Raw genomic sequence first — 26,336 nt, 5'->3', positions numbered from 1 at the left:
CAGTTTGTTTTTCATGCGCTCGTTGTCGTCTCGGGATTGGCGCGGCTATGCGGGAACAGAAAATCAATAAAGCGCTCTGCCGTCGGTTGCGGCTCGTGGTTCGCCAGACCGGGCCGCTCATTGGCCTCGATAATGACGTAGTCCGGCGCCGCGACGTCGGGAACGAGGAAGTCGAAGCCGACCAGCGGGATATCGAGCGCGCGGGCGCCGGCGATCGCCGCCGCCGCCAGATCCGGATGCAGGACCGGCGTGACATCGTGAATGGTGCCGCCCGTATGGAGATTCGCAGTCTTGCGCACTGCAAGGCTTACGCCTTTCGGAAGGCAATCGTCGAGCGAATAACCCGCGGCCGCCACCGCGCGTTCGGTCTCGCGATCGAGCGGGATCTGGCTTTCACCGCCGGTCGCCGCGCCGCGGCGCCGGCTCTGATTTTCGATCAGCGTCCGAATGCTGAGCTGGCCGTCGCCGGTCACGGCGGCGGGTTTGCGGATGGCGGCCGCGACCACGGCGCCGTCGATAACGATGATGCGAAGATCCTCGCCCGTGACAAACTCCTCGACCAGAACCTGATCGCAAAGCTGTTGCGCGTGCTCGATGGCGCGCGTCACTTCGTCCTCGGTGGTCAGATCGACGAACACGCCGCGGCCCTGCTCGCCGCGCGCCGGCTTGACCACCACCCTTCCATGGCGTTCCAGGAACGACGAGGCCTCGGCCGGGCTTTCCAGGCGAAGCTGCTCGGGCACGCGCAGGCCGGCCTTGGCGAGAAGGCGCCGGGTCAGCGCCTTGTCATCGCACCGTGACATCGCGACCGCGCTCGTCATCTCGGAGAGCGACTCGCGACAGGCCACTGAGCGTCCGCCGAATGACAGGCGGAAGATTCCAGCCTCGGCGTCCTCGACCTCGACCGCGATGCCGCGCCGGCGCGCTTCGTCGACGACGATACGTGCATAGACGTTGAGTCCGGACGCGATAGCCGGCCCGACAAACAGCTTCTCGTTGACCGCGTTCTTGCGCTTGATGCAGAACACCGGGACCCGCGAAAATCCCAGCTTCTCGTAAAGCGCAATGGCCTGGACATTGTCGTGCTTGACCGACAGATCGATAAAGGCCCGCCCGGATTTGTGAAACAGGCGGGCCAGCGCGAGCACCAGCGCCTTGCCGACGCCGGGCCAGCGCGCCTGCGGATCGACCGCGAGTGCCCACAGGCTGGAGCCGTTGTCGGGATCGTTGAACGCCGCCTTATGATCGACTCCCATGACGACGCCCGACAGGCCCCCCTCGGGCGATTCGGCGACCAACAGCTGCACGCAATCCGGCCGCGCGCCTTTCGCCAAATAGCCGTCGCGCAAGGGCAGCATGTTCCGTGACAAATATTGACGGTTGATCTCGGCGGCATCATCCGGCGTCGCCGGCCTGATGTTCATCCCGGGCACCGTATCGGCATGGGGCAATTGCGCCAGATCGAGGCGATAGGTATGCGACGGATCGAGAAACAGCTGCTGCGGCGCCGCGGCAAGCGCCACATGCGGTTCGCGGACATAAAGCGCGATGTCGCGCTCGGTCGAGGCCTCATTGTTGAGTGTATCGGCGAGCGCCAACGCCGTGCCGAAAGTCTGGCCGAACAGCAGCCGGCCCCAGCCGCAATCGACAAAGGCCTCGTGCACGATCTCGGTATGCTCGCGCGGATCGCCCCAGGTCTTGAGCGAAAGCATGTCATCGGTCGCGTTGTTCTGAGAGTCGCTCTTGTTGGTCTGCATGGCTACCACCGACCTATATATGATGCTCTTGAAGCCAGAGCTCGAGAAGCGCGACCTGCCACAGCTTCGAGCCGCGCAGGCGGGTGATGTGATCCTTGGGCGCGTCCAGCAATTTATCGATGTAGCCGCGCTTGACCAGCCCGCGCTGACGGGCGGCGGGCGCATCGAGCGCCTGGCGCACGAAATCGAGCACCGGCCCTTCGATATATTTCAGCGCCGGGACCGGAAAATAGCCCTTCGGCCGGTCGATGACTTCGGCAGGAATCATCTGGCGGCCGATATCCTTCAAAATGCCTTTGCCGCCGTCGCGGATCTTCTCCGCCGCCGGCAATCTGGCGGCAAGTTCGAGCAGTTCATGATCGAGGAACGGCACCCGCGCTTCAAGGCCCCAGGCCATCGTCATATTGTCGACGCGCTTGACCGGATCGTCGACCAGCATGACGGTTGAATCGAGACGCAGCGCCTTGTCGATGGCGTCGTCGGCGCCGGCGCGGGAAAAATGTTCGCGCACAAAATCCTGCGCATGGTCGCCGCCCGCATAGGCCGGCTCCATGATCTGCCGATATTCGGCGTGATCGCGGTCGAAGAAATGCGCCGCATAATCGCCGAGCGGATCGGTCGAATTCACCATCGGCGGATACCAGTGATAGCCGGCGAAGACTTCATCGGCGCCCTGCCCGGACTGCACCACCTTCACATGTTTGGCGACTTCCTTGGACAGAAGATAGAAGCCGACATTGTCGTAGGACACCATCGGCTCCGACATGGCGCGAATGGTCTCGGGCAGGCTGGAGATCAGCTTCTTCGATTCGATGAAGAGCTGATGATGCTCGGTGCCGAAATGCTTGGCGATAATGTCGGAATATTTGAACTCGTCGCCGATCTCGGCGCCGACCGATTCAAATCCGATCGAGAAGGTCTTCAGCTGCTGTTGGCCGGCTTCGGCGAGCAGCGCGACAATCAGGCTGGAATCCAGTCCGCCCGACAACAGCACGCCGACCGGCACGTCGGCGACCATGCGTCGGTCTACCGCGGCGCGCAGCGAGGCATGAATGGCGTCGCGCCAATCCGCGCTGGAGCGCTTGGCCTCATTGGCGCTGCGATCATAGGTCAGCGTCCAGAAGCGGTGGTCGGTGCGACGCCCGTCGGCCTCGAAACTCACCACGGTTCCGGGTTCGATCTTGCGAATGCCGCTGAGGATGGTGTGCGGCGGCGGCACCACGGCGTGAAACGACATGTAGTAATTCAGCGCGACCGGATCGATCGACGTATCCACCTCGCCCGCGGCCAGGATCGCCGGCAGGCTCGAGGCAAAGCGCAGGCGCTTGCCCTTGTCTTCGGCGTAGTACAGCGGCTTGATGCCCAGCCGATCGCGCACCAGGATCAATCGCCCGCTGTCGCGCTCGGCAATCGCAATGGCGAACATGCCGTTGAACCGCTTCGGCGCTTCCTTGCCCCAGGCGTGCCAGGCCTTGAGCACGACTTCGGTGTCGCCGTTGGAAAAGAAAGTGTAGCCCTTGGCCTCGAGCTCGGATCGGAGCGCCTTGTAGTTATAGATACAGCCGTTGAAGGCGATCGACAGGCCGAGGCTCGCATCGACCATCGGCTGTTGCGCCCGCTCGCTGAGATCAATGATCTTGAGGCGACGGTGGCCGAGCGCGATCTTGCCGTTGGACCACAGACCGCGACCGTCCGGCCCGCGCCGTTCCAGCTCGGCACTCATTGAGGCCACCGCGGCGGTCGAGACCGCAGCGCCGTCAAACATCATCTCACCACATAGTCCGCACATCGGCGCCCCTCGCTCCCCCGGCTCTGGGGGCCTGTCGACTGGCCCAGCCGGTGTGCCTCCTGGCTCCCTTGGGGCGCGATTAAACAAAATTGGCGCCGATCGCGCCGCTCTGAGAATATTATTTACAACACGAATGTTTTGATGTCAAATCATTCGGCCGGAGTCGCACAATTCATGGTCCCAACGCTCAAACCGCAAATCCGATCCGAAGAATCCCAGGTGCGAACCGTGCTCGCGGCGGTGCGGCGGATCATGCACGCCGCCGATTTGCGATCGCGCCGTCTCGCACGGGAAACCGGACTGACGGCGCCGCAACTGGCCATCCTCCAGGCCATCGCCGATCTCGGGGAGGTGACGACCGGCCGCATCTCGGCCGATGTCAGCCTGAGCCAGCCGACGGTGACGGTGATTCTCGACAGGCTCGTGGAACGGGATTTGGTCGAGCGCTATCGCAGCGCCGATGACCGGCGCATCGTCCATTCGCGTCTGACGATAGCAGGGAAACAGGCGCTGGCAGCCGCGGAGCCCGCCATCAACACCCGCCTCGTCGCCGAATTCAAGCGCATGCAAGCCAGCGAACAGGCCGAGCTTGTCGCGGCTTTGGAATGGATCGCGCAGGCTTTGGGCGGCCCCGACGAGGCCTGGCAGCCAGCCGAGGCGGTCGCTCCGACCGAGAAATTTTAGACCAACAAGCTCCACCCATCTCCGCGTTCACCGCGTCGACCGGTACCCGCGCTCATGGCATCGCGTCACGGCGTCGCGTCGGTCCGGGGCATCAGGACGATCATTTTTCCCATGACCGTGCGGTCGGCGAGACGCGCAAGGGCCTTGGCGGCCTCTTTCAGTTCGAAGGTTTCCGTGATGGCGGGCCGGATTTTTCCAGCCTTGTATAGTTCGAACAGCTGGTGATGGTTCTCGTCGCTTTTCATCGTCTCCGACATCACGAAGGTCCGCCAGTTGATGCCCATGATGTCGCAGGATTTCAACAAAGCCAGATTTAACGGCACGCGCGGAATGCCCGCGGTAAATCCCAGGACGAGATAGCGGGCGTTCTCGGCGGCGCAGCGGAGCGCCTGCTCGGCATAGGGTCCTCCGACAGGATCGAAGATCACGTCGGCGCCATGCTGGCCCAACTGCTCCTTGAAAAGTTCGCCGAGCGCCTTGAGGTCTGATTTGTCTTCGGCTCGCGCCGGATAGATGAGGCCGGCGTCGGCGCCCTTGGAGAGCGCGAAAGACAACTTCGCCGCGGTGGATGCGGCGGCGATCACCCGTGCTCCCAATGCCTTGGCGATCTCGACCGCGGCGGCGCCAAGCCCACCCGATGCGCCGAGCACCAGGACCGTCTCTCCGGCCCCGAGCTTGGCCCGGGTGTGCAACGCATAGTAAGCCGTCGCATAGGTGAAGATGAACGCGGCCGCATGATCGAACGGCATCTCGTCCGGGATCGGCGTGCAACGGTCGGCCGCAACGACGACCTTTTCGGCCATTCCCCCCCAACCCGAGCGCCCGATGACGCGGTCGCCAACACGGGGCGCGGTCACGCCCTGGCCGACCTCCGAGACCACACCCGCAACCTCGGCCCCGGGAGAAAACGGCCGCGGCGCCCTCACCTGATAGAGGTCCTGGATAAACAGCAGATCCGGAAAATTCACCCCGCAGGCGGCGACCGAGATGACGACCTGCCCGGGGCCCGCCTCGGGATCCGGAACATCCTCCACGGTCGTGGTTTCGGGGCCGCCGGCGGCACGACTGATGAGGGCTTTCATGGGAACTGCCTTGCACTGCTAGGGCCAAGATGGACGCCTAGGGTCCGGGATTCCGCCGAGGGTCGGAATGGCCGAAAATGTCAAAATGCTTGATGTCCCGGGACGATGCCGTCAAGACTCGGCCAACGCCCTGGGAGTTCGAGCCATATCCCTCACCAATACAGCGATCGATTCCGTTTCCGAACGGAAGATCATCGACGCCAATTTCGTCTGGCTGATCCTGAGCGGAATGCCCACCGCCGGCCTCGACGCCGACGCCGTCCTGCGCCGCGCGGGACTCGATCCGGCAGAGCTTCGCAAGCCGAAATCGCGCCTGACCCAGGCGCAATTCGCCCGCCTCGTCAGTACGATCGCCCGGCTGTCGCAGGACGAGTTCTGGGGCCTGTGCGGCCGCCCGATCAAGCCCGGCACATTTCGCATGCTGTGCCATATCCTGATCGGCTGCCGCGATCTCGGCGAAGCGATCTCGCAGGGATGCCGGTTCTATCACCTCATGGTGGACGATTTCGCGATTCGCCAGACCTCGGATCGGCGCGTCGCCCGCATCTGGATTTCGGATCAAATAGCCGACCCCGCCCGTCGCCGCATGGCGCTCGGCGCCATCATCTTCTTCGTGTTCGGCCTGATGTGCTGGCTGGTGGGCCGCAAGCTGCCGCTGCATTATGTGCAGCACGCCTTTCCCGAGGCTTCCTATGGTGCAGATCTGCGGCTGTATTATCAGGCCCCGCTCTATTTCGATCAAAGCCGCACGGAAATCGCCTTTGACGCCGGCCTGCTGTCCTTGCCGATCATGCCGGACGAGCAGCGTCTGTCCCGCTTCCTTGCCTCGATGCCGGCGGCGCTGCTGGTGCGCTATCGCGACGAAATGAGCTTCTCCGAGCGCGTCCGGAGCCTGTTGCAGCGCAATCTCGCCGAAGACCTCTCGCTGGAAGATGTCGCCGCCAAATTATCGATCACGCAGCAGACGCTGCGGCGGCGCTTGCAGGACGAGAGCGATCTCGGCTTTCGCGACCTCAAGGACCGGGTACGGTCTGCGGCTGCGGTCAATCTGCTGCAATATTCGCAGTCGCCGATCGACGAGATCGCCGCGGCACTGGGGTTTTCGGAAGTCAGCACGTTCCATCGCGCATTCCGCAGATGGACCGGCCGCACGCCCGGCGAATTCCGTCATGCCCCCGACGACGCCGGCTGATCCTGCCAAGAAACGTCAATCGTTTTGTCACCGCCGGCCATTTCGATCTGTCGGCCGGGATCATCATAGTCCCCATCGCCTTGGGCACGCCTCGGCGCGCGAAAGAGGGACCGATGACGCAATTGAGAACGATGGCAGAGCGGCACCCGCAGAAGGCCGCATGCGTGATCTATCCGTCCGGCGAAAGGCTGACCTACGAGACGCTCGACCAGAACGCCAACAAGGTCTCGCAGCTCCTGATGTGGCTCGGCCTCTCGCAAGGTGACGGCGTCGCCGTCATGCTGGACAATGATTTCACCTATTTCGAAATCGTTCACGGCGCCCGCCAGATCGGTTGCTACTATACGCCGATCAGCACCCACTTGAAGCCCGAAGAGGCCGCCTACATCGTCCGCGACAGCGGCGCCAAGGTGCTGTTCGTGGCCGCGCGGTTCGCGGACGTCGCCCGCGACCTCGCCCAATCCGCGGGGGCGCATTGCCGGATCATCGCGCTGCACGGCCAGATCGCCGGCTGCTCCGACTACGCCGCTGAACTCGTTCGCTTTGAGCGCTATGCCGAATTTCCAGAGGGGCCGGTCGGCAAGGATTTCTTCTACTCGTCGGGCACCACCGGCCAGCCCAAGGGCATCAAGCAGCCGCTGTTCTCGAACTTCAAACAGGCCAATTCCTCGGGCGACTGGGTCCGCAACAAATTCCAGTTCGACGAAGACAGCATCTATCTGTCGCCTGCGCCGCTCTATCACGGAGCTCCGCTGCGTTTCACGATGAGAACGATCGACTGTGGCGGCACCGTCGTCCTGATCGCGAAATTCGATGCCCTGACTTGCCTGCGGGCGATCCAGGATGAACGCATCACCCATAGCCAATGGGTGCCGACCATGTTCTTTCGGCTGCTGAATTTGCCGGCCTCGGAGCGCGCGGCCTACGACCTGTCGTCGCATCGCTGCGCCATCCATTCCGCCGCACCCTGCCCGGCGGACATCAAGCAGCAAATGATCGATTGGTGGGGGCCCATCGTCTGGGAATATTATTCGAGCTCCGAGCGCAACGGGGTGACATGCATTTCCGCGGAGGAATGGCTGACGCACCGGGGATCGGTCGGCCGCGCCGTGTTGGGCACGATTCATATTCTCGATGACGATGGAACTGAAGTGGCACCGGGAGAGATCGGTGACGTCTTCTTTGATGGCCCGGAATTCGCCTATCACAACGATCCGGAGAAGACCAAGCGCACCCGCAACGTGCAGGGATGGACCACGGTCGGTGACGTCGGCTATCTCGACAAGGATGGCTTTCTCTACCTGACCGATCGTCGCGCGCACATGATCATCAGCGGTGGCGTGAACATCTACCCCGCCGAGATCGAGAACATTCTGGCATTGCACCCGGCGGTCCAGGATGTCGCCGTCTTCGGCGTGCCAAACGTCGAGTTCGGCGAAGAAGTCAAAGCCGTGGTGCAATTGCATGATCCCAACCTCGCCTCACCGGCGATGGAGAAAGACCTGATCGCCTACTGCCGCGGCAAGCTGTCCGGCGTGAAATGCCCGAAGAGCGTCGACTTCGAGGCCGACATGCCCCGGCTGGAGAATGGCAAGCTGTTCAAGCACGTCTTGAAGAAACGCTACGCATCAGCCGGCTGACCTGCGGTCATCCAGGCTCACGCCAGCCGGTTGCAAATAAATCTACAGGGAGAGAAAAATGAATCTATCGAAACGGGCGTTACTCGTTGCTCTGGCCACCAGCATCCTCGCGTCACCGGTTTGGGCGCAACAAAAACTCTATGGTCCCGGGGTCTCCGATACCGAGGTGAAGATCGGCCAGACGATGCCCTATAGCGGCCCGGCTTCGAGTTTCTCAACCATCGGCAAGGCGATGGCGGCCTACTTCGCCAAGATCAACAAGGAAGGCGGCGTCAACGGCCGCAAGATCAACCTGATCTCCCTGGATGACGGCTACAGCCCGCCAAAGGCGGTCGAACAGACCCGCAACCTCGTCGAAAACCAGGAAGTTCTGGCGATCGTCGGGACATTCGGCTCACCGACCAATTTTGCCATCCAGAAATATCTGAACATCAAGAAGGTGCCCTCGCTGTTTTTGGGGACCGGCGCGAACCGGATCGACGATCCGGCGAAATTCCCATGGTCGATGGGGTGGCAACCCAATAACGAGGCCAAGGGCCGGATCTACGCCAAATTCCTTCTGAAGACGCGCCCTCAAGCCAAGATCGCCATTCTCTATCAGAATGACGATTTCGGAAGGGACTATGCGAAGGGCGTTCGCGACGGCCTTGGCGACAACGCCGCCAGGATGATCGTCGCGGAGAAGAGCTACGAGGTGTCCGAACCGACCATCAACTCGCAATTGCAGCTGCTGCGTGCCAGTGGTGCTGATGTCCTGATCGATCTGTCGACGCCGAAATTTGCGGCGCAGGCGATCAAGCGTATCGCGGAAACCAAATGGGAGGTCCTGCATCTGCTGAGCGATGCCTCCGGATCGGTGGCAAGCACCCTCACGCCCGCCGGCCTCGACAATTCGAAGGGCGTCATCACGGTTCTATTTCGCAAGGATCCGAGCGATCCCAAATGGGCTGACGATCCTGCGATGAAGGACTATCTGGCATTCATGAAGGACTACATGCCGGACGCCAATCCGATGGAGTCGTTCAACATCTTCGGCATTGCGACGGCCCAGACATTCGTGCACGTCCTGCAAAAATGCGGCGACGATCTCACCCGCGCGAACCTGATGAAGCAGGCGACGAATATCAATGGGCTCGTGCTGCCATTGATGTTGCCGGGAATTACCCTGGACACCAGCCCCAAGCGACACACGCCGCTGCATCAGGAGCAGATCTTCCAGTTCGACGGCGTTCGATGGGTCCCCATCAGCGACATCATCTCCGCCGAATAGAACGCGCCGGTCCAGTGACTCATAAGAATAGGGCGATCCGAGCCGATCGCCCTATTTCATTTTGGCCTAGTCTTCGGGGGCAGGATGACTAATCTTCGCATTGTCATCCTGCCCGCCATTGTGCGCGCGATCTCTTCCGAAAGCCGGGATCGCGTTTTCGGAATCCTGCGTTAGCCGTGTGTGGCCCGCCCATCCGCCTTCAAAACCTCGCGGGCGATCGTCAGTTTCATGATTTCGGTCGTCCCCTCGGCGACCTGCGCGATGCGGCTCTGGAAATACAGCTGACCGAAGCGGCTCTCGCGCACCATGCCGAGGCCGCCATGGATCTGCATGCAACGATCGATCACCCGACATGCCGCCAGCGGCGCGAAGCACTTGACCATCGCGGCCTCCTTCCGGGCGTCACGGCCCTGGTCGAGCATCCACGCAGTCTTGTAGACCATCAGCCGGCCTTGCTCGAGATCCATCTCGGATTCGGCAAGCATCCATTGAATGGCCTGGCGTTCCGAAAGCGGCGCGCCGAAGGTTTCACGAGACTTCGCACGAGCGACCGCCTGCTGCTGGGCCCAGCGCGCGGTGCCGATCAAACGCGCACCGATCACGGTGCGGTTGCGGTTGAGCTGATCCATCATGTGACGGAAGCCCATCCCCTCGCCGCCCAGCATGTTCTTGGCAGGAACGACGCAATCCTTGTATTCGTAGTCACATGACCGCCCCAGATATGTTCCAGGCGCCATCGTCTCATAGGTTTTCAGGAGTTTGACGCCCGGATTCGGGTAGTCCACGAGGAACATGCTGATGCCCTCATAGCCCTTGCTCGGATCGGTGACGGCGTAGCAGAGTAGATATTTTGGCGCGATGCCGGGATGGTTGGGCGGCGGCGCCCAGCGCTTGATTCCGTTGATGACGTAATTGTCGCCATCGCGGACCGCCGTGGTGGTGATGCCGGCGGCGTCCGATCCTGCACCAGGCTCCGAGATGTTGATGTGATAGAATTTGTCTTCCTTCAGGATCGGATACAAATAGGCTTCGCGCTGCCATTCCGGCGCGGTGTAAAGCGCCGGGTGCGGGTCGAGAAAGCCGGACCACGTCGCCAGCAATCCATGCATGACGGGCGAGGTGACCAGTTCCTCATACACCAGACATTTCGCGATTGTGCCGAGCCCCTGGCCGCCGGCCTCTTTCGGAATAGCGATGCCACGAAAGCCGCCTTCTCGGAATTTCCGAACGACGGACATGAATATGTCCTCGGGCACGGCGTAGTCGTCGATGCCCCATTCCGCTTCGAGCGGGCGGCATACGTCCGCGACAAACGCCGCAGCGCGTGCCTTGATGTCTTTTTGCTCGGGGGAAAGATCGAAATCCATAATTCGCTCCAGGTCGGACCATTGTGAGGCCTATCGATACCATCGCAGCATGGGGGCGGATCATGGCTGGCCGAACCAAAGTCATTGGCCTGTTGCGTCAACTCAGACGCGGCACACCGAATCGCGGCCGCTTCACCGGACCACGTGATCCAGCTACGGGCGTCGCGCGCGGCCAGCTAGTGGCCGACGCCTAAGGCAACAGCCCGACCCATGCCTCATCTGGACAAATGAAAGTAGTCAAGCAGGCGTCGGCACCGCGCGCGCCTTGGCAACCACCTCCTCGGCCGTCAGCGGATTCGCCGGATGCCAGGTCAGGCAGATCGGCGTGCGAATCCGGATCGGCCGCGGCCGGCCTTCAAGCTATGGCTATCGGCCCTGCTGGATCGGCACGGCGATCGCATCCTGCGGGTCAAGGGCCTAATCCGCACCTCGGCCGGCGCCAATCTGATCGTGATCCACGGCGTGCAGCATTCGATGCACCCGCCAGTGCATCTGGTCGGCAAAGACGACGGGCAGCCATCATTGCTGGTGTTCATCACCCGCGGCCTCGTCGCGGCGCGATCGAAGGAAGTCTGATGCGGTTTCTGCAGTTGTCGCGGCCATACAAAGAGCTGCAGCAGAACTAACCGCAAGCGAATATCTCGTCCGTCGGAAATTTATCGGAAATCAGTTCCGGTCCATCGGACCGGATCACGAACATATCCTGGATGTGCCAATGGTTGATGTGGGGCTCCATCGCGATCACCATGCCCTCCTCGAGCACCCGCGAATTGCCGCGGGCGATCACCGGCTCTTGCTGATGCCACCACGCCCCGACACTATGACCGGCCAGCATTGACTTGTAGGTCATTCCGGCGGACGCAAAGCGCTCCACCACGAACTGATAGATATCGCCGGCAGTGCGGCCGGGCACGAGCTGATCGCAGGCGGCGCGATAGATGTCGCGGATCACGGTGTATTGTCGAACCTGCTCGGCACTCGGCTTACCGACCACCGCGCAGCGCGACTGGTGCCCCGGATAGCCCTTGATGTAGGCGACGTAGTCGGTGCGAATGGCATCACCCGCCGCGAAGACAAAGTCGCTTTCGCCGGCATATTGAATGGTGTTGCGTTCGGAATTGAGGATGCCGTGGGTGAATTCCGATCCGTGAGCCAAGCAATAGCCGACCAGAGCGGCGTGCAGATCCCGCTCTCGCATGCCCGGCCGCACCATCTGCAGGCAGGCCAGAAAGGCGTCATCGAGCATATCGGCGCCGCGCTTCAGCGCCGCGAGCTCCGTGGGCGTTTTGACCGCGCGGACGACGTCCATCAGCGGGCTTGAATCAACATTTCGCATCCTCGGCAAGCGCTTGCGCAGGACGTCCCAATCAGCCGCGCTGATAAAATTGGTCTCGAAGCCGATCTTCGATTCCGAAAGCCCCATCGCCGCGATTACCTCGGCGAGTTTTTCAACCGGCGACTCCGTGTAGCCTTCATAGACGTCGAAATGCTCGATGAAGGAATCGCGCCGCGCCAGCCCCTCGGCAATGGCGTTGACGACGATGCGCGGCTCGCCCTTGCGCGGCCAGATCAGATAAACGCCACGCGGCGAGTCGGCGAGATCGAGATGGCGCGCGAGCGTGCCGGGATAGGCGAATCCCGCGAGATAGGTAAAGTTGATGCCGGCGCGCGCCACGATGGCGTCGAGACCGAGCATATCCATTTGCTGCGCCAGGCGCTTGAGCTGCACGAAATCCTTCGCTGACGCTTTCATATCCAAACTCCGTGGGGTGACTGACGCAAGATCATTCAGCCTGACGCTCGACCATCCGCAAAAATCGCTGGGTCCGCTCGTGCTTCGGTCGATCCAGCAAGTCATCGGGCGGTCCTTGCTCGATCACCCTGCCCTCGTCCATGAACACGATGCGATCGGCGACCTCCCGGGCGAAACGGACCTCGTGGGTGACCACGATCATGGTCATGCCGGCCTCGGCAAGGCGGCGGATCACGGCGAGAACTTCGCCGACCAATTCGGGATCGAGCGCGGAGGTCGGTTCGTCGAACAGCATCAACCGCGGCGAAATCGCCAGCGCGCGAGCGATGGCCACGCGCTGCTGCTGACCGCCAGACAGTCGGTGCGGGAAATGATAGGCATGCGCCGACAGGCCGACGGCGTTCAACAGGCTCATGCCCAGCGCGTGCATCTTGTCAGCCGACTCGCCGTAGACCCGGGTCGGGGCCTCGATGATATTTTCCAACGCTGTGAAATGGTCGAACAGATTGAAGTGCTGAAACACCATGCCTATCCGCGCGTCGGCGCGAGCCTTGGCGAGATTGCGGGTTGGGACGAGACCGTCGCCGACCTGCTTGGTATAACCGACATACCGGCCGTCGACCGTGATTTCGCCCCAGTCCAATTGTTCGAGATGATTCACCAGCCGCAGCAGCGTGCTCTTGCCCGAGCCGCTCGGCCCCATCAGCACCACCACCTCGCCGCGCTTGATGGTGAGATCGACGCCGCACAGGATTTGCTTGCTGCCGTAGGATTTCTGCACGTTGCGGCACACCACGAACGGCGCATCGGCCGCATCGCCCTCCGCCCGGCCCGCGCTGAGCGTATCCATCCAGGCCGTCGGCGAGACCGGCTGCGCCGACTCCGTGCCCTCCGGCGCAACCGCCGGCTTCGGCTTGCGCTCGGCGTCCGGGTTGAAATTGCGTTCGAGGTAGTGTTGCGCCCCCGCGATCGCGCTGGTCATGATCAGATAGATGATGCCGGCGGCGGCGAACACCGTGAAGAACTTGAAGTTCTGGCCGACGATCTGCTGCGAGCGGAACGTCAACTCATTGACGAAGATCACCGAGGCGATCGACGTGCCCTTGATCATGGAGATGCTCTGATTGGCCATCCCCGGCAGAATCGCGCGCATCGCCTGCGGCAGGATGATCCGCCGCAGCGTCAGGAACGGCCCCATGCCGAACGATGCCGCGGCGAGGCTTTGCCTGCGATCAACCGACAGGATGCCGCCGCGAATGATCTCGGCGCAGAACGCCGCTTCGTTGAGCATGAAGCCGACCACCGCGGTGGTGAAGCTGTCGAGCCTGATGCCGACCACCGGAAGCGCATCGTAGAGAAACACCAATTGCAGGATCACCGGCGTGCCGCGGACGAACCAGATGTAGCACCAAGCCGCATTGCGCACCGGCGCCAAGGCAGACAGCCGCATCAGCGCTAGAACTAGCCCGAGCAGGACGCCGCCGAGCATCGCCAGCGCGGCGATCTCGATCGCCGTCAACGCGCCGTCGAGCAGGAACGACGAGAACACGTAGGACATCATTTCCCGCACCGGCTCGGGCACAAGATTGGAACGCCAGCCGATCGCGATGACAGCCGCCAACGCCAATATCGCGGCGCCGGCCCAGATCACGTTCCTTGACGGCCGCGCTGCGCCGGCCTCCTCTAGGTCAGCCATAGGCGCGCCTTCCGTTTGAGGTCCGCGAGTCGTTCAACCGCATAAGGTGACGGTAGCATGGGCGACAGCCTGCGCCGCTATGACCAGATCAGACAGCAAAACGCGTTCGTCGGCGGTCGGCCATTCCTTGTAGATTCTGATGTCCCCGGGCCCGTATTGCACGGTCGGAATGCCCAACGCGGCGATGATGTTGCCGTCGCCGACATTGCCGAGACGGCCCCATCCGCCGACCACGGCCGGCGCGCCGGAGGCCTGCGCCTGACCTGCCGCCAGCGAAGTCACCAAGGCATGATCGCGCGCGCATTCCATCGGCTCCTGGCACCATCCGGTTTCGGTGCCCTTGGCCGGCAATTCAAAACTGTAATTGAAAGCCGGATGCTCGCTCCTGATCCCTTCCAGCAACGCGGTCAAATCGGCGGCGATGCCGTGCAACGTCTGGCCCGGCACGGTGCGAAACTGCAGCATCAATTCGGCCTGCTTGCTGTGCAGGCCGGTATGGTTCTTCTGGTAGTAATGCTCCTTGTGAAACGTATCGAAGGTGTGAGTCGGAAAGCCCGGCAAATCCGGATGCGGCGCAAAATTCATCCAGCTTCCTTCCGGAATTGGATCGAGACTGGGACCGATGCGGCGGATCACTTCGCAGAGTTGCTCGATCGGATTCCAATACTGCGCCTTCGCCTCGGCGCTGTAGCGAAAAAACAATTCCGGCGCCTCGACGCGGATTCGTACCATGACGATGCCGACACACACCGTGGCGATGGTGTTGTTGGAATGCTCCATGTTGATGCAGAGATCCGCCCGAACCCCGCTGTTCAATAATGCCCTTGTGCCGGCGCCGCCGAGCTTGTGAGCGATCACCGGGCACAGCAGCACGTCGCCTTGCAACCGCGTGCCCGATTTGATCACGGCCTCCAAGCCGCAGAACGCCGCGGCGAGTCCGCCCTTGTCGTCATGGGCGCCCATGCCCCAAACCCAGCCATCCTCGAATTTGGCACCGTAGGGGTCGACTGACCAACCCGGCATCTCAACGCCGGGATCCATGTGACCGTTGAGCATCAGGCTGCGGCCGCCGCCGTTGCCACGCAGTACACCCATCGGCTGCCGGCTGGTGATCGCCGGATCGAATGGATGCATCACGTCCATCATCGTGACGTCGAGGCCGATATCGGTCATGCGCTCGGCGAGACGATCGGCGATATGGTGCTCCTGGAACGCCGAACTGGGGATCCGCAGCAGTTCCTGCTCGATCTCGAGAACGCGCGCAGCATCGACGTGCTGCTGCACGGCGGACAACTCGACGGTCATGGGGTTTCTCCTGGATGGATCGCTTGCGGGGGTGCGCTCACTCGGTGAGAACGGCAGGCTCCGTGGTGAGGCTGTAGTCCACATGGTAGCGATCGTAGATCGCCTTCTCGGTGCCGTTGGCCCGGATCGCGGCAAGCCCGTCGCGGATCGCCTTGATCAGATCGGAATTGCCCTTGGCGGTGCCCACCGCGATTTTTGCGCCTGTGATGACATCGAAAGCACTTTCGATCACGGTTGGGTTCGACGCCACCAGACTCTCGCCGACGAATTTGTTGATCGCGACCAGATCAGCACGCCCGTTCTGCACCAGCCGCATCCCGCTCGGCATGTCCGAGGAGGTGATGATGTTGACGGCCGGCTTGCCGGCGGCGACGCACTTGCCGGCGGCCTCGCGTAACATCGCCTCTTGCGTGGTACCAAGCGTCGTGGTCGCGGTCACACCGCAGATATCGCCAAGCGCGTGGATGGCTTTGGGATTGCCCTTCGCCACCAGCATGCCGGTGGCCGCATTCATGTAAACGACGAAGTCCATCTTCTTCGCGCGTTCGGGAGTGTAGAGCAGCGTGTCCCACATGACGTCGATCTGACCCGCCATGGTCGCGGGGATCAGACCGGCCCAGGTGCCGATCGAGAATTCCATCGGAACGCCGACACAGGCGAAGGTAGCACGGGCGAGGTCGGCATCGAGGCCGATCAGCTTGTTGAAGTCCTTGGGATCGCGCTGACTGAACGGCACGGTTTCGCCGTCCTGCCCGATCTTGATTGTCTTGCCAGCCAGCCCCGGATATTTGGCCGCCATCTTGGTCGGCTCACACCCATCATCGGCCCGCGCGACCGCGACGCTTGCTGCGATCATGGCGGCAACACAGACGGCGGCGCGCGGCAATAACCAATAAATATTGCGCATGTTTTTCCCATTCCCTCGCTGCATAACCCGGCACTTTAAGGGAATTATTTGGGTTATTGCGGTGCATTACAAATGAAATCTGGACATTTAATCTATGCGCATATTTTATATGTGAATGGACTCTCGCAACCTCGAGACATTGGTCTGGGTGGCACGGCTTGGCGGCATTGGGGCGGCTGCACAGCACCTCAATCTGACACAGCCCGCCATCACCCGGCGGATCCAGGAGCTGGAACGCGAGCTCGGCGCCAAGGTTCTACGCCGCCAGGGACGCAACGTGGTGCCGACGCCGCTCGGCCAGATCTGCCTTGGCAAGGCCGAGCGCATCCTGTCCGAAGTCGCCACCATGCGTGTGGCGGCGAGCGGAACGGCCGCGGTCGGCACGATTCGTGTCGGCGTGGTGGAGAGCATCGCGCTCACCTGGTTCCAGAATATGCTGACCCGGATCGAGGATCGCTATCCCAAGGTGCAGCTTGAGATCGACGTCGATCTGTCGAGCCGCCTGGCAACCAAGCTGGCCCGCCGCCAGATCGACATTGCGCTGTTGCCTGGCCCCGTGCAGTTGACCGGCGTTGTTCTGGTCCCGCTCGGCAGTTGCGCCATGCGATGGCTTGGCCATCCCCGGCTGAGGCCGAAAGATCGTGCGATGACGGCGACCGACCTTGCTGAATTGCCGATCATCAGCATGCCGCAGGACGCCAATGCCTACTACTCGACGGTGCACTGGTTTGAGCAGGCCGATGTCAGTCCCGGTCTGGTTCACCGCTGCAATAGCTTCAGCGTCATGGCATCGCTGGTGCGACGCGGAGTCGGCGTCAGCCTGCTGCCGCCCGACTTGTTCAGAGCAGATCTCGAATCCGGCGACTTGTCGATTCTCGTCGAGGAGCCGAAAGTTGCGAACGTCGATTACTCCGCAGCCTACCTGCCAAGTGTCGAGACGACCATCCTTCCGGAGGTGGCAGCGTTGGCGGCAGAAGAGAGCGGGTTTCTGAGGTCGCCACTCGCATGCGCGAACAGCTTTGGCGCTGAACCACTCCGGGATTCGCGGACGCCGTTCGGTTGACTTGTGCCGCGATGGCACGCAATCATTCGGGAGCGGGTTATGGCCGGGCTGGCCAGGGCAAAAGCTGAAGGAAGGCGATCGGGGCGACCACCGGTTGCCAAAGCAATCGAACAAGAGATTCGCAATCTTCGTGACGCAAGGCTCGGCATCTACAAAATCGCCAAGCATTTGGACGTCGGGGTTTCTGTCGTACAGCGTGTGACTTGGCTCATGGATTCCGCTCTCGCTTCAATTCTCGCGCTGGCCAACCCTGGTTGCGGTCACTGCGGCGGCGACATCAGCTTGCTCTCGACCTGCCGCCGGCACCACGCATCGAGTTCGCCAGCGTGCGGCTTGAGAATCGCCGGCCTGCCACCGGCAAATGCGATGCAGGCTTCAAGATTAACCGCCGAGACCCCCGCGACGGTCGGAATGCCACGGCTGATCGCTTCCGCAACCGGTTGCAGCAGGCCGCGGCCGGCGGCCTCCTGCTTGCCGAATTTGTTCAACACCATCAGATCGAGCGGGCCATCGAGCGCCCGCTCCATCCAGACCGCAGCCTGCGCCAGCGCGTCGAGATCAAGTTTGCAGCCGCGAGCCTGAGCGCCACGATCCGCCGAGATCGAAATCTGGTCGCCGGAAAACAGATCGTGCAGGATCATATCGCAGCGATGGCGATCCGGCCGGTCATGGGCAATCTGGATCACGCCGCCGAGACGAAGGCCCTGCACCTGCAAATCCCGCATGCAACCAGCGAGTACGGCGTCGGCGCGAAGACTGTCGTCATACAGCATCGCCGCGAAAGGCACGTCGATATCAGCCTCGGTCTGTTGAGAATGCGGCGCGATTGTCCCAGATGCGGCGATCACCGGTTCCCCTCCCAGTCCGTCCCGGAATTAGCCGTCGGATCATCGCCGGCATGACCGCCACAACTGCAGCTGGATTGCGCTGTCGGAGCCTGATCGCGCAACAGCGACCAGTCGATCATGCGTTCCAGGCAAGTCGATGCGGCGTCGCTCGAATGCTCCAGCGCGGTCATCATGGCAAGCCAGTCTTCGTCGTTGCCCCGGTCGGCGAAACCACGCACCGCATTGGCCACGTATTCACCGACCGTCTCACCGTAGTGTTCGGCGGCGTGCCGGACCTGACCGAGGCGACGAAAGTCGTTCGTCGCCAGCAGCGTCGTGGTCGCCACCGCCTCGTCCTGAAATTGTCGCAACAGATCGCCGAGAAGCATCAGAAGCGCTCCTTATTGGACCAGCGGCGACGTTGCCGCATCAAGGACGACGCCGGTGATGACGGCGTTGCCGGCCAGCATCGAAATGTATTGAACCGTGGCGCGCCGCTCGACCGCCTCGTTGAGATATTCGGCAATCCGCAGACGAACGGTCTCGAACGGCAACAACTGGCCCTCGATGCGCCGGTTGAGCCGCACGATGTGAAAGCCGTAGCGGGTCTCGGCCGGCTCAGCGCAAGTCTCGCCGGGTTGCAGCCGGTCGAGCGCCTTTTCGAATTCCGGAGTCGTGGTGCCGGAGCTGATCTGGCCGAGATTGCCGCCCTGCTGACTCGACGGACATGCAGAATGCCGCCGTGCCAGTTCGGCGAACCTTTCAGGTGCGGCTTGAACAAGCTTCAGAACCGCCGCCACCTCGAGTCTTGCCTCGGCGCGCGCCGTCGGGTCGCCTGGCGCCGCCGGGAACAGGATGTGGGCGGCTTCGAAGATCGCCAACGACCGGAATCTCGCGAGGTTCTTCTCGTAGTAGCGTCGGCAGGTCGCCTCGTCGGCGACCGGCGTGATCACCTCGAGCTCGACCACCTGACGGACCAAGGCCTCCTCGTCGGTCTCGCGGCGGCCCTGCGCATCGGCCAATGGCTTCGGCAGCAATCCGAGTTCGTTGGCCCGATCCAGCAGCAACTGCCTGATTACCAGCGCGCGGGCCGCTTCCGCAAAGGCGGCCGCCGGCGTCGTGGCGGGATGATGCTGCGCCTCCTGCGCGATGGTTTCGCGCGGAATGCTTCGGCCGTTGACGCTGACGACACGGTTCTGAGGCGTAGCCGATGGTGCAAACGCAAGATTGCTCATGTGCCTTACTCCGCCGGTTGAACTGGCGCGCCGACACCGCGGACGCCCTTACGATTCGTGCGCACCAGCTGATAGCCGCGACGCCCGAGATACCACACCGGCGCGCTCCAGATATGGACCAGCCGGGTGAAGGGAAACACGAGGAAGATCGTCATGCCGATCAGGAGGTGAGCCTTGAAGATCGGGTGAACGTCGGCGACATAGGCCGAGGCGCCCGGCTGCAGCGTCAGGATGCCCTGGGCCCAGCTCATCAACTTCACCATCTCGTGCCCATCCATATGGCCCAGCGAGACGAAGATGCTGGACAGCCCAAGCAACAGCTGGACCAGCAGCAGCGCCAGCACCGCGATATCGCCGAAGGAGGAGTGCTTCAGAATTCGCGAATCCGTCAGCCGACGATGCAGCAGCAGGACAATGCCGACCAGGCAGATCAGGCCAGCGGTGCCGCCGACCACGATAGCGACGCCTTGTTTGAAGCTGTGGCTCACGCCCAGCGTCTCCCAGATCCAAATCGGCGTCAGCAGCCCGAACAAGTGACCAGCAAAGATCAGGAGCACGCCGACGTGAAACAGATTCGAGCCCCAGGTCAGCTGGCGACGCCGCAGCAACTGGCTCGATCCGCTCTTCCACGTGTATTGCTCACGGTCATAGCGCAACAGGCTGCCGCACAGGAACACGGTCAGGGCGAAATACGGATACCAGCCGAAGGCGATGTGATTGAGGGTTCCATTCATGACGCTGCTCCCGGGCTCAACGGATTGTCCGCGGTCGACACCGCGCGTTTGGCATGGCGCATCCGCGCGGCGAGCGCATCGGTGCCGCAGCCGCCGATCGCGGATTGCGCACCGGCGCCCGGCCCGAAGCTGACGGCCTCTTCTTCCCACGCCGCGTCGAGCGCAGCGAAGTCGTTGGGATCGGCCTCCTGTTCCGACATGATCGCGTCGAGATCGGCCTTGCGCAATTCGGCGGCGGCGATCGCACCGATCGCACGCAGCACCCACTCGTAGCTGGATTCACGCTTGCGCAGCCGTTCCGCCAGCGCCGCCAGGATATGTGCCGGCTGGCCGAGGAATTCGCGTGCGGTGTCGAGCGGCAGCGTCGAGCAGTATTCCAGCAGCAGCGGCAGAAAGTCCGGCAATTCGCCGGGCCGCATCGCCAGCCCGCCCTGCTGATAGATCGCGCCGAGATCGATCATAGCCTGGCCGCGGTCCCGGCTCTCGCCATGGACGTGCTCGAAAATGTGCAGCGACAGCGTGCGCGAGCGATCGAACAGCTGCACATAGCGCTCCTGCAGATCGTAGAGGTCGCCGGTTTCGACCTCGTCGAGAAAACGATCGAGCGCGGCGCGTTGCGGCGCCGGGATCAGTCGCTCGCCGTCCAGCGCCCGCCGCATTTCCGGAACTGCCGCGCACAACTCGGCCTCCGGATACGACAGCAGCGCGGACAGCACCTTGAAGGTGAGCACACTCGTTGAGTCTCGCATCAGACGATCTCCATCGGATTACGCGCCTTCTTCGGCTGGCCGAACAGATTGGTCTCGGTGCGGCCGTCGGCGCAGCCATTGCCGAACGAGAAGCCGCAGGAACCACGCAGGTCGAGCGCATTGGCGCCCGCCTCGCGGTGGGTGGTCGGAATAACGAAGCGATCCTCATAATTGGCGATCGCCATCAACTGATACATCTCCTCGATCTGCGCGCCGGTGAGACCGACCTTCTCGGCGATGCTGTCGTCGATCACACCGTCGATGGTCTTGGCGCGCATATAGGCCCGCATCGCCAACATCCGCTCGAGGCCGGTCGCGACCGGCGCCTCGTCGCCCGCGGTCAGCAAATTGGCGAGATATTTGAGCGGAATCCGCAGGCTGCGGACGTCCGGCATGGCGCCGTCGAGCCCCATCTTGCCGGCCTCGGCCGCCGACTGGATCGGCGACAGCGGCGGCACGTACCAGACCATCGGCAGCGTGCGGTATTCCGGATGCAGCGGAAACGCCACCTTCCACTCCATCGCCATCTTCCAGATCGGCGACTTGCGCGCGCCTTCGATCCAGGCCTCGGCGATGCCGTCGGCCCTCGCCTGGGCGATCACTGCGGGATCGCTGGGGTCGAGGAAGATCGACAGCTGCGCCTCGTAGAGATCCTTTTCGTCCTTGCTGCTGGCGACCTCTTCGATGCGGTCGGCATCATAGAGCACGACGCCAAGATAGCGGATGCGCCCGACGCAGGTCTCCGCGCACACCGTCGGCTGGCCGGCCTCGATCCGCGGATAGCAGAAGATGCATTTCTCGGATTTTCCGCTCGACCAGTTGTAATAGATCTTCTTGTACGGACAGCCCGAGACGCACATCCGCCAGCCACGGCATTTGTCCTGATCGATCAGTACGATGCCGTCTTCCTCGCGCTTGTAGATCGCGCCCGACGGGCACGAGGCGACGCAGGCCGGATTGAGGCAGTGCTCGCACAGCCGCGGCAGATACATCATGAAAGTGTTCTCGAACGCGCCGTAGATATCCTTCTGCACGCCTTCGAAATTCGCGTCCTTCGATCGCTTGGCGAATTCGCCGCCGAGGATTTCCTCCCAGTTCGGGCCCCACTCGATCTTTTCCATCCGCTCGCCCGAGATCAGCGAGCGCGGCCGCGCGGTCGGCATCGCCTGACTTTCGCCCGCGGTCTGCAGATGTTCGTAGTCGAAGGTGAAAGGCTCGTAATAGTCATCGATCTCGGGCAGATCGGGATTGGCGAAGATCTTCGCCAACACCCGCCACTTGCCTCCGATCTTCGGCTGGATCTTGCCGTTAGCCTTGCGGGTCCAGCCGCCGTTCCACTTGGTCTGGTTCTCCCACTCCTTGGGATAGCCGATCCCCGGCTTGGTCTCGACATTGTTGAACCAGGCGTATTCCATGCCTTCGCGGCTGGTCCAGACGTTCTTGCAGGTGACCGAACAGGTGTGACAGCCGATGCACTTGTCGAGGTTCAGCACCATGGCGATTTGCGCGCGAATTTTCATGATGCGGTCTCCAGCTTGCCGGTCCTGTCGTCGATCGTGGCGTCGGGGGCGGCGCCCTCCAGCCAGTCGATCTTCGTCATTTTACGAATGATCACGAATTCGTCGCGGTTCGATCCCACGGTGCCGTAATAGTTGAAGCCGTAGGCCTGCTGTGCATAGCCGCCGATCATATGGGTCGGCTTCGTCACCACGCGGGTCACCGAATTGTGGATGCCGCCGCGCTGCCCGGTCATTTGCGACCCGGGCACGTTCACGATCTTCTCCTGCGCGTGATACATCATGCACATGCCGTTCTTGACCCGCTGCGACACCACCGCGCGCGCCACCAGCGCACCGTTGGTGTTGTAGGCCTCGATCCAGTCGTTATCGACGATGCCGCCCCTGACCGCGTCGTCCTCGCTGATCCACACGATTGGGCCGCCGCGTGACAGCGTCAGCATCAGCAGGTTGTCGGTGTAGGTCGAATGGATGCCCCACTTCTGATGCGGGGTGATGAAGTTGAGGACGATCTGCTTTTCGCCGTTCGGGCGCTCCTCGATGATCGGCTTGATGGTCTTGGTATCGATCGGCGGGCGATAGACGCAGAAGCCCTCGCCGAACGCCCGCATCCACAGATGGTCTTGATAGAGCTGCTGGCGCCCGGTCAGCGTCCGCCACGGAATCAACTCGTGAACGTTGGTGTAGCCGGCATTGTAGCAGACCTTGTCGGATTCCAGCCCGGACCAGATCGGCGACGAGATGATCTTGCGCGGCTGCGCCACGATATCGCGGAACCGGATCTTCTCATCTTCTTTGGGCACCGCCAGATGATTGTGATCGCGGCCGGTGAAGCCGCCCAGCGACTCCCAGGCCTTGACCGCAACTTCGCCGTTGGTCTCCGGCGCCAGCGACAGAATGACCTCGGCGGCGTCGATCGCGGTCTGGATCCGCGGCATCCCCTTGGCCGGGCCATCGTGGACCTCGCCGTTGAGCTTGCGGAGAAATTCCACCTCGTGGCTGGTGTTCCAGCTCATCCCCTTGCCGCCATTGCCGAGCTTGTCCATCAACGGCCCGAGCGAGGTGAAGCGATCATAGAGATGCGGATAGTCGCGTTCGACCACCGTCACCGCCGGCATGGTGCGGCCCGGAATCGGCTCGATCTCGCCCTTCTTCCAGTCCTTGACGTCGAAGGCCTGGGCGATCTCGCCCGGGGAGTCGTGCATGATCGGGGTCAGCACCACGTCCTGTTCGACGCCGAGCACCTCCGGAGCCACCTGCGAGAACGCCTTGGCCAGCCCCTTGTAGATCTCCCAGTCGCTGCGGGCCTGCCAGGCCGGATCGACCGCCGCGGCCAGCGGATGAATGAAGGGATGCATGTCCGAGGTGTTGAGGTCGTCCTTCTCGTACCAGGTTGCGGTCGGCAGCACGATGTCGGAATACATGCAGGTGGTCGACATCCTGAAATCGAGCGTGACCAGGAGATCGAGTTTCCCCTCCGGCGCCTGGTCGTGCCAGACCACTTCGCTGGCCCTGCGCTGGCCCTCGACTCCGAGGTCCTTGCCAAGCACGCCATGTTTGGTGCCGACCAGGTGCTTGAGGAAATATTCATGCCCCTTACCCGACGCGCCGAGGAGGTTGGAGCGCCACACGAACAGATTGCGCGGCCAGTTCTTCGGATTGTCGGGATCTTCGCAGGACATTTTCAGCTCGCCGGCCTGCAGCGATTTGGCGACGTAGTCCTTGGCGTCGAGGCCGGCGGCGTCCGCCTTGGCCTTGATCCCGAGCGGATTCTCCTGCAACTGCGGCGCCGACGGCAGCCAGCCCATCCGCTCGGCGCGCACATTGTAGTCGATCAGCGCGCCGTCCCACGGCCCGGCCGGCGCCGTCGGCGACAGGATCTCGGAGACGTCGAGCGTCTCGTAGCGCCACTGGTCGGTGTGGGCGTAGAACGCCGAGGTCGAATTCATCTGTCGCGGCGGCCGGTTCCAGTCGAGACCGAACGCCAGCGGCGTCCAGCCGGATTGCGGCCGTAGTTTCTCCTGGCCCACATAATGCGACCAGCCGCCGCCGGACTGACCGACGCAACCGCACATCACCAGCATGTTGATGATCCCGCGGTAGTTCATATCCATGTGGTACCAGTGGTTCAGTCCGGCGCCGACGATCACCATGGATCGTCCCTTGGTCTTCTCGGCATTCTTGGCGAATTCGCGCGCCACGGTGATGATCTGGGCGCGCGCGACTCCGGTGATCTGCTCCGCCCAGGCCGGCGTGTACGGTTCCATGTCATCATAGGTCTTGGCGATGTTGGTGCCGCCGAGGCCGCGGTCGACGCCGTAATTGGCGACAAACAGATCGAACACCGACGCCACCAGCGTCTCGCCTTCGGTCAATTGCAGCTTCTTGATTGGAACGTTGCGGGTCAGGACGCTGGGATGATCGGTGCCCTGGAAATAATCGTGTTCGCGATTGCCGAAATAAGGGAACGCGACGGAGGCGATACCGTCCTTGATGTCGGTCAGCGACAGGCGCAGCAGCGTCGGTTCGCCCTTGGCGTCCTTCTCCTCCAGATTCCACTTGCCCTTCTCGCCCCAGCGGAAGCCGACCGATCCCTTCGGAACGACGAGGTCCCCGCTGGTTTCGTCGAAAGCCAGCGTCTTCCAGTCCGGATTGTTGGTCTCGCCGAGCGCGCCGGCGAGATCGGAGGCGCGGATGAACCGCTCTGGAACGTAGTGATCGCCCTGCTTGACCAGCCGCACCAGCATCGGCATGTCGGTATATTGCCTGGCGTAGTCGCGGAAATATTCCGGCTGCCGGTCGATGTGAAATTCGCGCAGGATGACGTGGCCCATCGCCATGCCCAAAGCGGCGTCGGTGCCCGGCTTCGGCGACACCCACATGTCGGCGAATTTCGAGGCCTCCGAATAGTCGGACGAAATCACCACGCTTTTGGCGCCCTTGTAGCGCACCTCGGTGTAGAAGTGCGCGTCAGGGGTGCGGGTCTGCGGAACGTTCGAGCCCCACAGGATCAGGAATCCGGAATTGTACCAGTCGGCGGATTCCGGAACGTCGGTCTGCTCGCCCCAGGTCTGCGGGCTGGCCGGCGGCAAGTCGCAGTACCAGTCATAGAACGACATGCAGACGCCGCCGAGCAGCGACAGATAGCGCGAGCCGGCGGCGTAGCTGACCATCGACATCGCCGGGATCGGCGAGAATCCGAACACCCGGTCCGGGCCGTAGGTTTTTGCGGTGTAGGCATTGGCCGCCGCAATCAGTTCATTGACCTCGTCCCAGGGGGCGCGGACGAAGCCGCCGAGCCCGCGCTTCGACACATAGGACGCGCGCTTCTGCGGATTCTCGACGATCGACTTCCACGCCGCCACCGGCGTCATCAGCACCCGGGCGTCGCGCCACGCCTTCAACAGCCGCGAGCGGACCAGCGGATACTTCACCCGGTTGCCCGAATACAGATACCAGCTGTAGCTGGCGCCGCGGGCGCAGCCGCGCGGCTCGTGGTTCGGCAGGTCCGGCCGGGTCCTGGGATAGTCGGTCTGCTGGGTCTCCCAGGTGACGATGCCGCCCTTGACATAGACCTTCCAGGAGCACGAGCCGGTGCAGTTCACCCCGTGGGTGGAGCGAACGATCTTGTCGTGCTGCCAGCGCTTGCGATAGCCGTCCTCCCACGAGCGGTCGTCGTCGGTCATGATGCCGTGGCCGCCGGAGAATTCGTCCGTCATGCGGTTGAAGAAAGTGAGACGGTCCAGAAAATTGCTCATCATCGATCTCC

General features: G+C 62.6%; 21 protein-coding genes. 6 read left to right on the top strand and 15 right to left on the bottom strand.

Annotation, left to right across the window (positions count from 1 at the left end; all coding sequences use genetic code 11):
- Nucleotides 1-11 precede the first annotated feature (11 nt).
- Nucleotides 12-1,757, bottom strand: a complete 1,746-nt coding sequence (ngg, locus tag RBJ75_RS24380; protein ID WP_276156838.1) for an N-acetylglutaminylglutamine synthetase — start codon at nt 1,755-1,757, stop codon at nt 12-14.
- A 13-nt stretch (nt 1,758-1,770) separates the two neighbouring features.
- The gene (locus tag RBJ75_RS24375; protein ID WP_044416164.1) at nt 1,771-3,546 is read right to left on the bottom strand and encodes an N-acetylglutaminylglutamine amidotransferase; all 1,776 of its coding nucleotides are present in this window, start codon (nt 3,544-3,546) and stop codon (nt 1,771-1,773) included.
- A gap of 174 nt (nt 3,547-3,720) precedes the next feature.
- Here RBJ75_RS24375 and RBJ75_RS24370 point away from each other — a divergent pair, with 174 nt between their 5' ends.
- Nucleotides 3,721-4,230 (top strand): MarR family winged helix-turn-helix transcriptional regulator, encoded by a 510-nt coding sequence (locus RBJ75_RS24370; RefSeq protein WP_044416167.1) that lies wholly within the window; start codon nt 3,721-3,723, stop codon nt 4,228-4,230.
- Nucleotides 4,231-4,295: 65 nt separating this feature from the next.
- Here RBJ75_RS24370 and RBJ75_RS24365 read toward each other — a convergent pair whose 3' ends face one another.
- Nucleotides 4,296-5,312 (bottom strand): NADPH:quinone oxidoreductase family protein, encoded by a 1,017-nt coding sequence (locus RBJ75_RS24365; RefSeq protein ID WP_276156839.1) that lies wholly within the window; start codon nt 5,310-5,312, stop codon nt 4,296-4,298.
- A gap of 229 nt (nt 5,313-5,541) precedes the next feature.
- Here RBJ75_RS24365 and RBJ75_RS24360 point away from each other — a divergent pair, with 229 nt between their 5' ends.
- The 3 genes from RBJ75_RS24360 to RBJ75_RS24350 all read left to right on the top strand — a co-directional run bounded on the left by RBJ75_RS24360 (nt 5,542) and on the right by RBJ75_RS24350 (nt 9,414).
- Entirely contained in the window at nt 5,542-6,504 is a 963-nt protein-coding gene (locus RBJ75_RS24360; protein WP_160297902.1) for an AraC family transcriptional regulator, read from the top strand.
- 113 nt (nt 6,505-6,617) lie between these two features.
- Nucleotides 6,618-8,144, top strand: a complete 1,527-nt coding sequence (locus RBJ75_RS24355; protein WP_044405210.1) for an acyl-CoA synthetase — start codon at nt 6,618-6,620, stop codon at nt 8,142-8,144.
- Nucleotides 8,145-8,202: 58 nt separating this feature from the next.
- Nucleotides 8,203-9,414: an ABC transporter substrate-binding protein gene (locus tag RBJ75_RS24350; RefSeq protein ID WP_044405179.1), complete on the top strand. Its 1,212-nt coding sequence runs from the start codon at nt 8,203-8,205 to the stop codon at nt 9,412-9,414.
- A 170-nt stretch (nt 9,415-9,584) separates the two neighbouring features.
- On the opposite strand, the gene RBJ75_RS24345 is transcribed toward RBJ75_RS24350, so the two are convergent.
- Nucleotides 9,585-10,781: an acyl-CoA dehydrogenase family protein gene (locus tag RBJ75_RS24345; protein ID WP_052628789.1), complete on the bottom strand. Its 1,197-nt coding sequence runs from the start codon at nt 10,779-10,781 to the stop codon at nt 9,585-9,587.
- Between the two features lie 303 nt (nt 10,782-11,084).
- Between RBJ75_RS24345 and RBJ75_RS24340 the strand changes: the two genes are divergently transcribed.
- Nucleotides 11,085-11,357, top strand: a complete 273-nt coding sequence (locus RBJ75_RS24340) for a GTP-binding protein (protein ID WP_044405182.1) — start codon at nt 11,085-11,087, stop codon at nt 11,355-11,357.
- A 46-nt stretch (nt 11,358-11,403) separates the two neighbouring features.
- Here the strand turns inward: RBJ75_RS24340 and RBJ75_RS24335 are convergent, their stop codons facing one another.
- Genes RBJ75_RS24335 through RBJ75_RS24320 form a run of 4 tightly spaced genes read right to left on the bottom strand, consistent with a single transcriptional unit; the run spans nt 11,404 to nt 16,442 of the window.
- Entirely contained in the window at nt 11,404-12,534 is a 1,131-nt protein-coding gene (locus RBJ75_RS24335; RefSeq protein WP_044405185.1) for a M24 family metallopeptidase, read from the bottom strand.
- A 31-nt stretch (nt 12,535-12,565) separates the two neighbouring features.
- On the bottom strand, nt 12,566-14,230 hold the full coding sequence (locus RBJ75_RS24330) for an amino acid ABC transporter permease/ATP-binding protein (RefSeq protein ID WP_044405188.1): 1,665 nt from the start codon (nt 14,228-14,230) through the stop codon (nt 12,566-12,568).
- 33 nt (nt 14,231-14,263) lie between these two features.
- Nucleotides 14,264-15,535, bottom strand: a complete 1,272-nt coding sequence (locus RBJ75_RS24325; protein WP_044405191.1) for a M20 family metallopeptidase — start codon at nt 15,533-15,535, stop codon at nt 14,264-14,266.
- Nucleotides 15,536-15,572: 37 nt separating this feature from the next.
- Nucleotides 15,573-16,442 (bottom strand): transporter substrate-binding domain-containing protein, encoded by an 870-nt coding sequence (locus tag RBJ75_RS24320; RefSeq protein WP_052628790.1) that lies wholly within the window; start codon nt 16,440-16,442, stop codon nt 15,573-15,575.
- A gap of 115 nt (nt 16,443-16,557) precedes the next feature.
- Here RBJ75_RS24320 and RBJ75_RS24315 point away from each other — a divergent pair, with 115 nt between their 5' ends.
- Nucleotides 16,558-17,505 carry a LysR family transcriptional regulator gene (locus RBJ75_RS24315; protein ID WP_044405194.1) on the top strand — a complete coding sequence of 316 codons (948 nt, stop codon included), beginning with the start codon at nt 16,558-16,560 and terminating at the stop codon, nt 17,503-17,505.
- 260 nt (nt 17,506-17,765) lie between these two features.
- On the opposite strand, the gene RBJ75_RS24310 is transcribed toward RBJ75_RS24315, so the two are convergent.
- From RBJ75_RS24310 to RBJ75_RS24280, 7 genes are read right to left on the bottom strand one after another with little or no spacing between them, the layout of a single operon-like run.
- Nucleotides 17,766-18,353: a DUF2478 domain-containing protein gene (locus tag RBJ75_RS24310; RefSeq protein WP_052628791.1), complete on the bottom strand. Its 588-nt coding sequence runs from the start codon at nt 18,351-18,353 to the stop codon at nt 17,766-17,768.
- The gene (locus RBJ75_RS24305) at nt 18,350-18,721 is read right to left on the bottom strand and encodes a hypothetical protein (RefSeq protein WP_044405196.1); all 372 of its coding nucleotides are present in this window, start codon (nt 18,719-18,721) and stop codon (nt 18,350-18,352) included. The genes RBJ75_RS24310 and RBJ75_RS24305 overlap by 4 nt, the downstream gene beginning before the upstream one ends.
- A 12-nt stretch (nt 18,722-18,733) precedes the next feature.
- The gene (locus RBJ75_RS24300) at nt 18,734-19,567 is read right to left on the bottom strand and encodes a peptidylprolyl isomerase (RefSeq protein WP_044405198.1); all 834 of its coding nucleotides are present in this window, start codon (nt 19,565-19,567) and stop codon (nt 18,734-18,736) included.
- 5 nt (nt 19,568-19,572) lie between these two features.
- Nucleotides 19,573-20,301, bottom strand: coding sequence for a respiratory nitrate reductase subunit gamma (gene narI / locus RBJ75_RS24295; RefSeq protein WP_044405201.1), 729 nt, complete (start codon nt 20,299-20,301; stop codon nt 19,573-19,575).
- Nucleotides 20,298-21,050: a nitrate reductase molybdenum cofactor assembly chaperone gene (gene narJ, locus RBJ75_RS24290; RefSeq protein ID WP_234707297.1), complete on the bottom strand. Its 753-nt coding sequence runs from the start codon at nt 21,048-21,050 to the stop codon at nt 20,298-20,300. The genes narI and narJ overlap by 4 nt, the downstream gene beginning before the upstream one ends.
- Nucleotides 21,050-22,570 carry a nitrate reductase subunit beta gene (narH, locus tag RBJ75_RS24285; RefSeq protein WP_317528548.1) on the bottom strand — a complete coding sequence of 507 codons (1,521 nt, stop codon included), beginning with the start codon at nt 22,568-22,570 and terminating at the stop codon, nt 21,050-21,052. The genes narJ and narH overlap by 1 nt, the downstream gene beginning before the upstream one ends.
- Nucleotides 22,567-26,325 (bottom strand): nitrate reductase subunit alpha, encoded by a 3,759-nt coding sequence (locus RBJ75_RS24280; protein WP_044405558.1) that lies wholly within the window; start codon nt 26,323-26,325, stop codon nt 22,567-22,569. Before RBJ75_RS24280 ends, narH begins: the two co-directional genes overlap by 4 nt.
- Nucleotides 26,326-26,336 lie beyond the last annotated feature (11 nt).

The sequence above is a fragment of the Rhodopseudomonas sp. BAL398 genome (genome assembly GCF_033001325.1).
Taxonomy (GTDB): Bacteria; Pseudomonadota; Alphaproteobacteria; order Rhizobiales; family Xanthobacteraceae; genus JARJEH01.
This window is presented reverse-complemented; position numbering and strand designations above follow the sequence as displayed.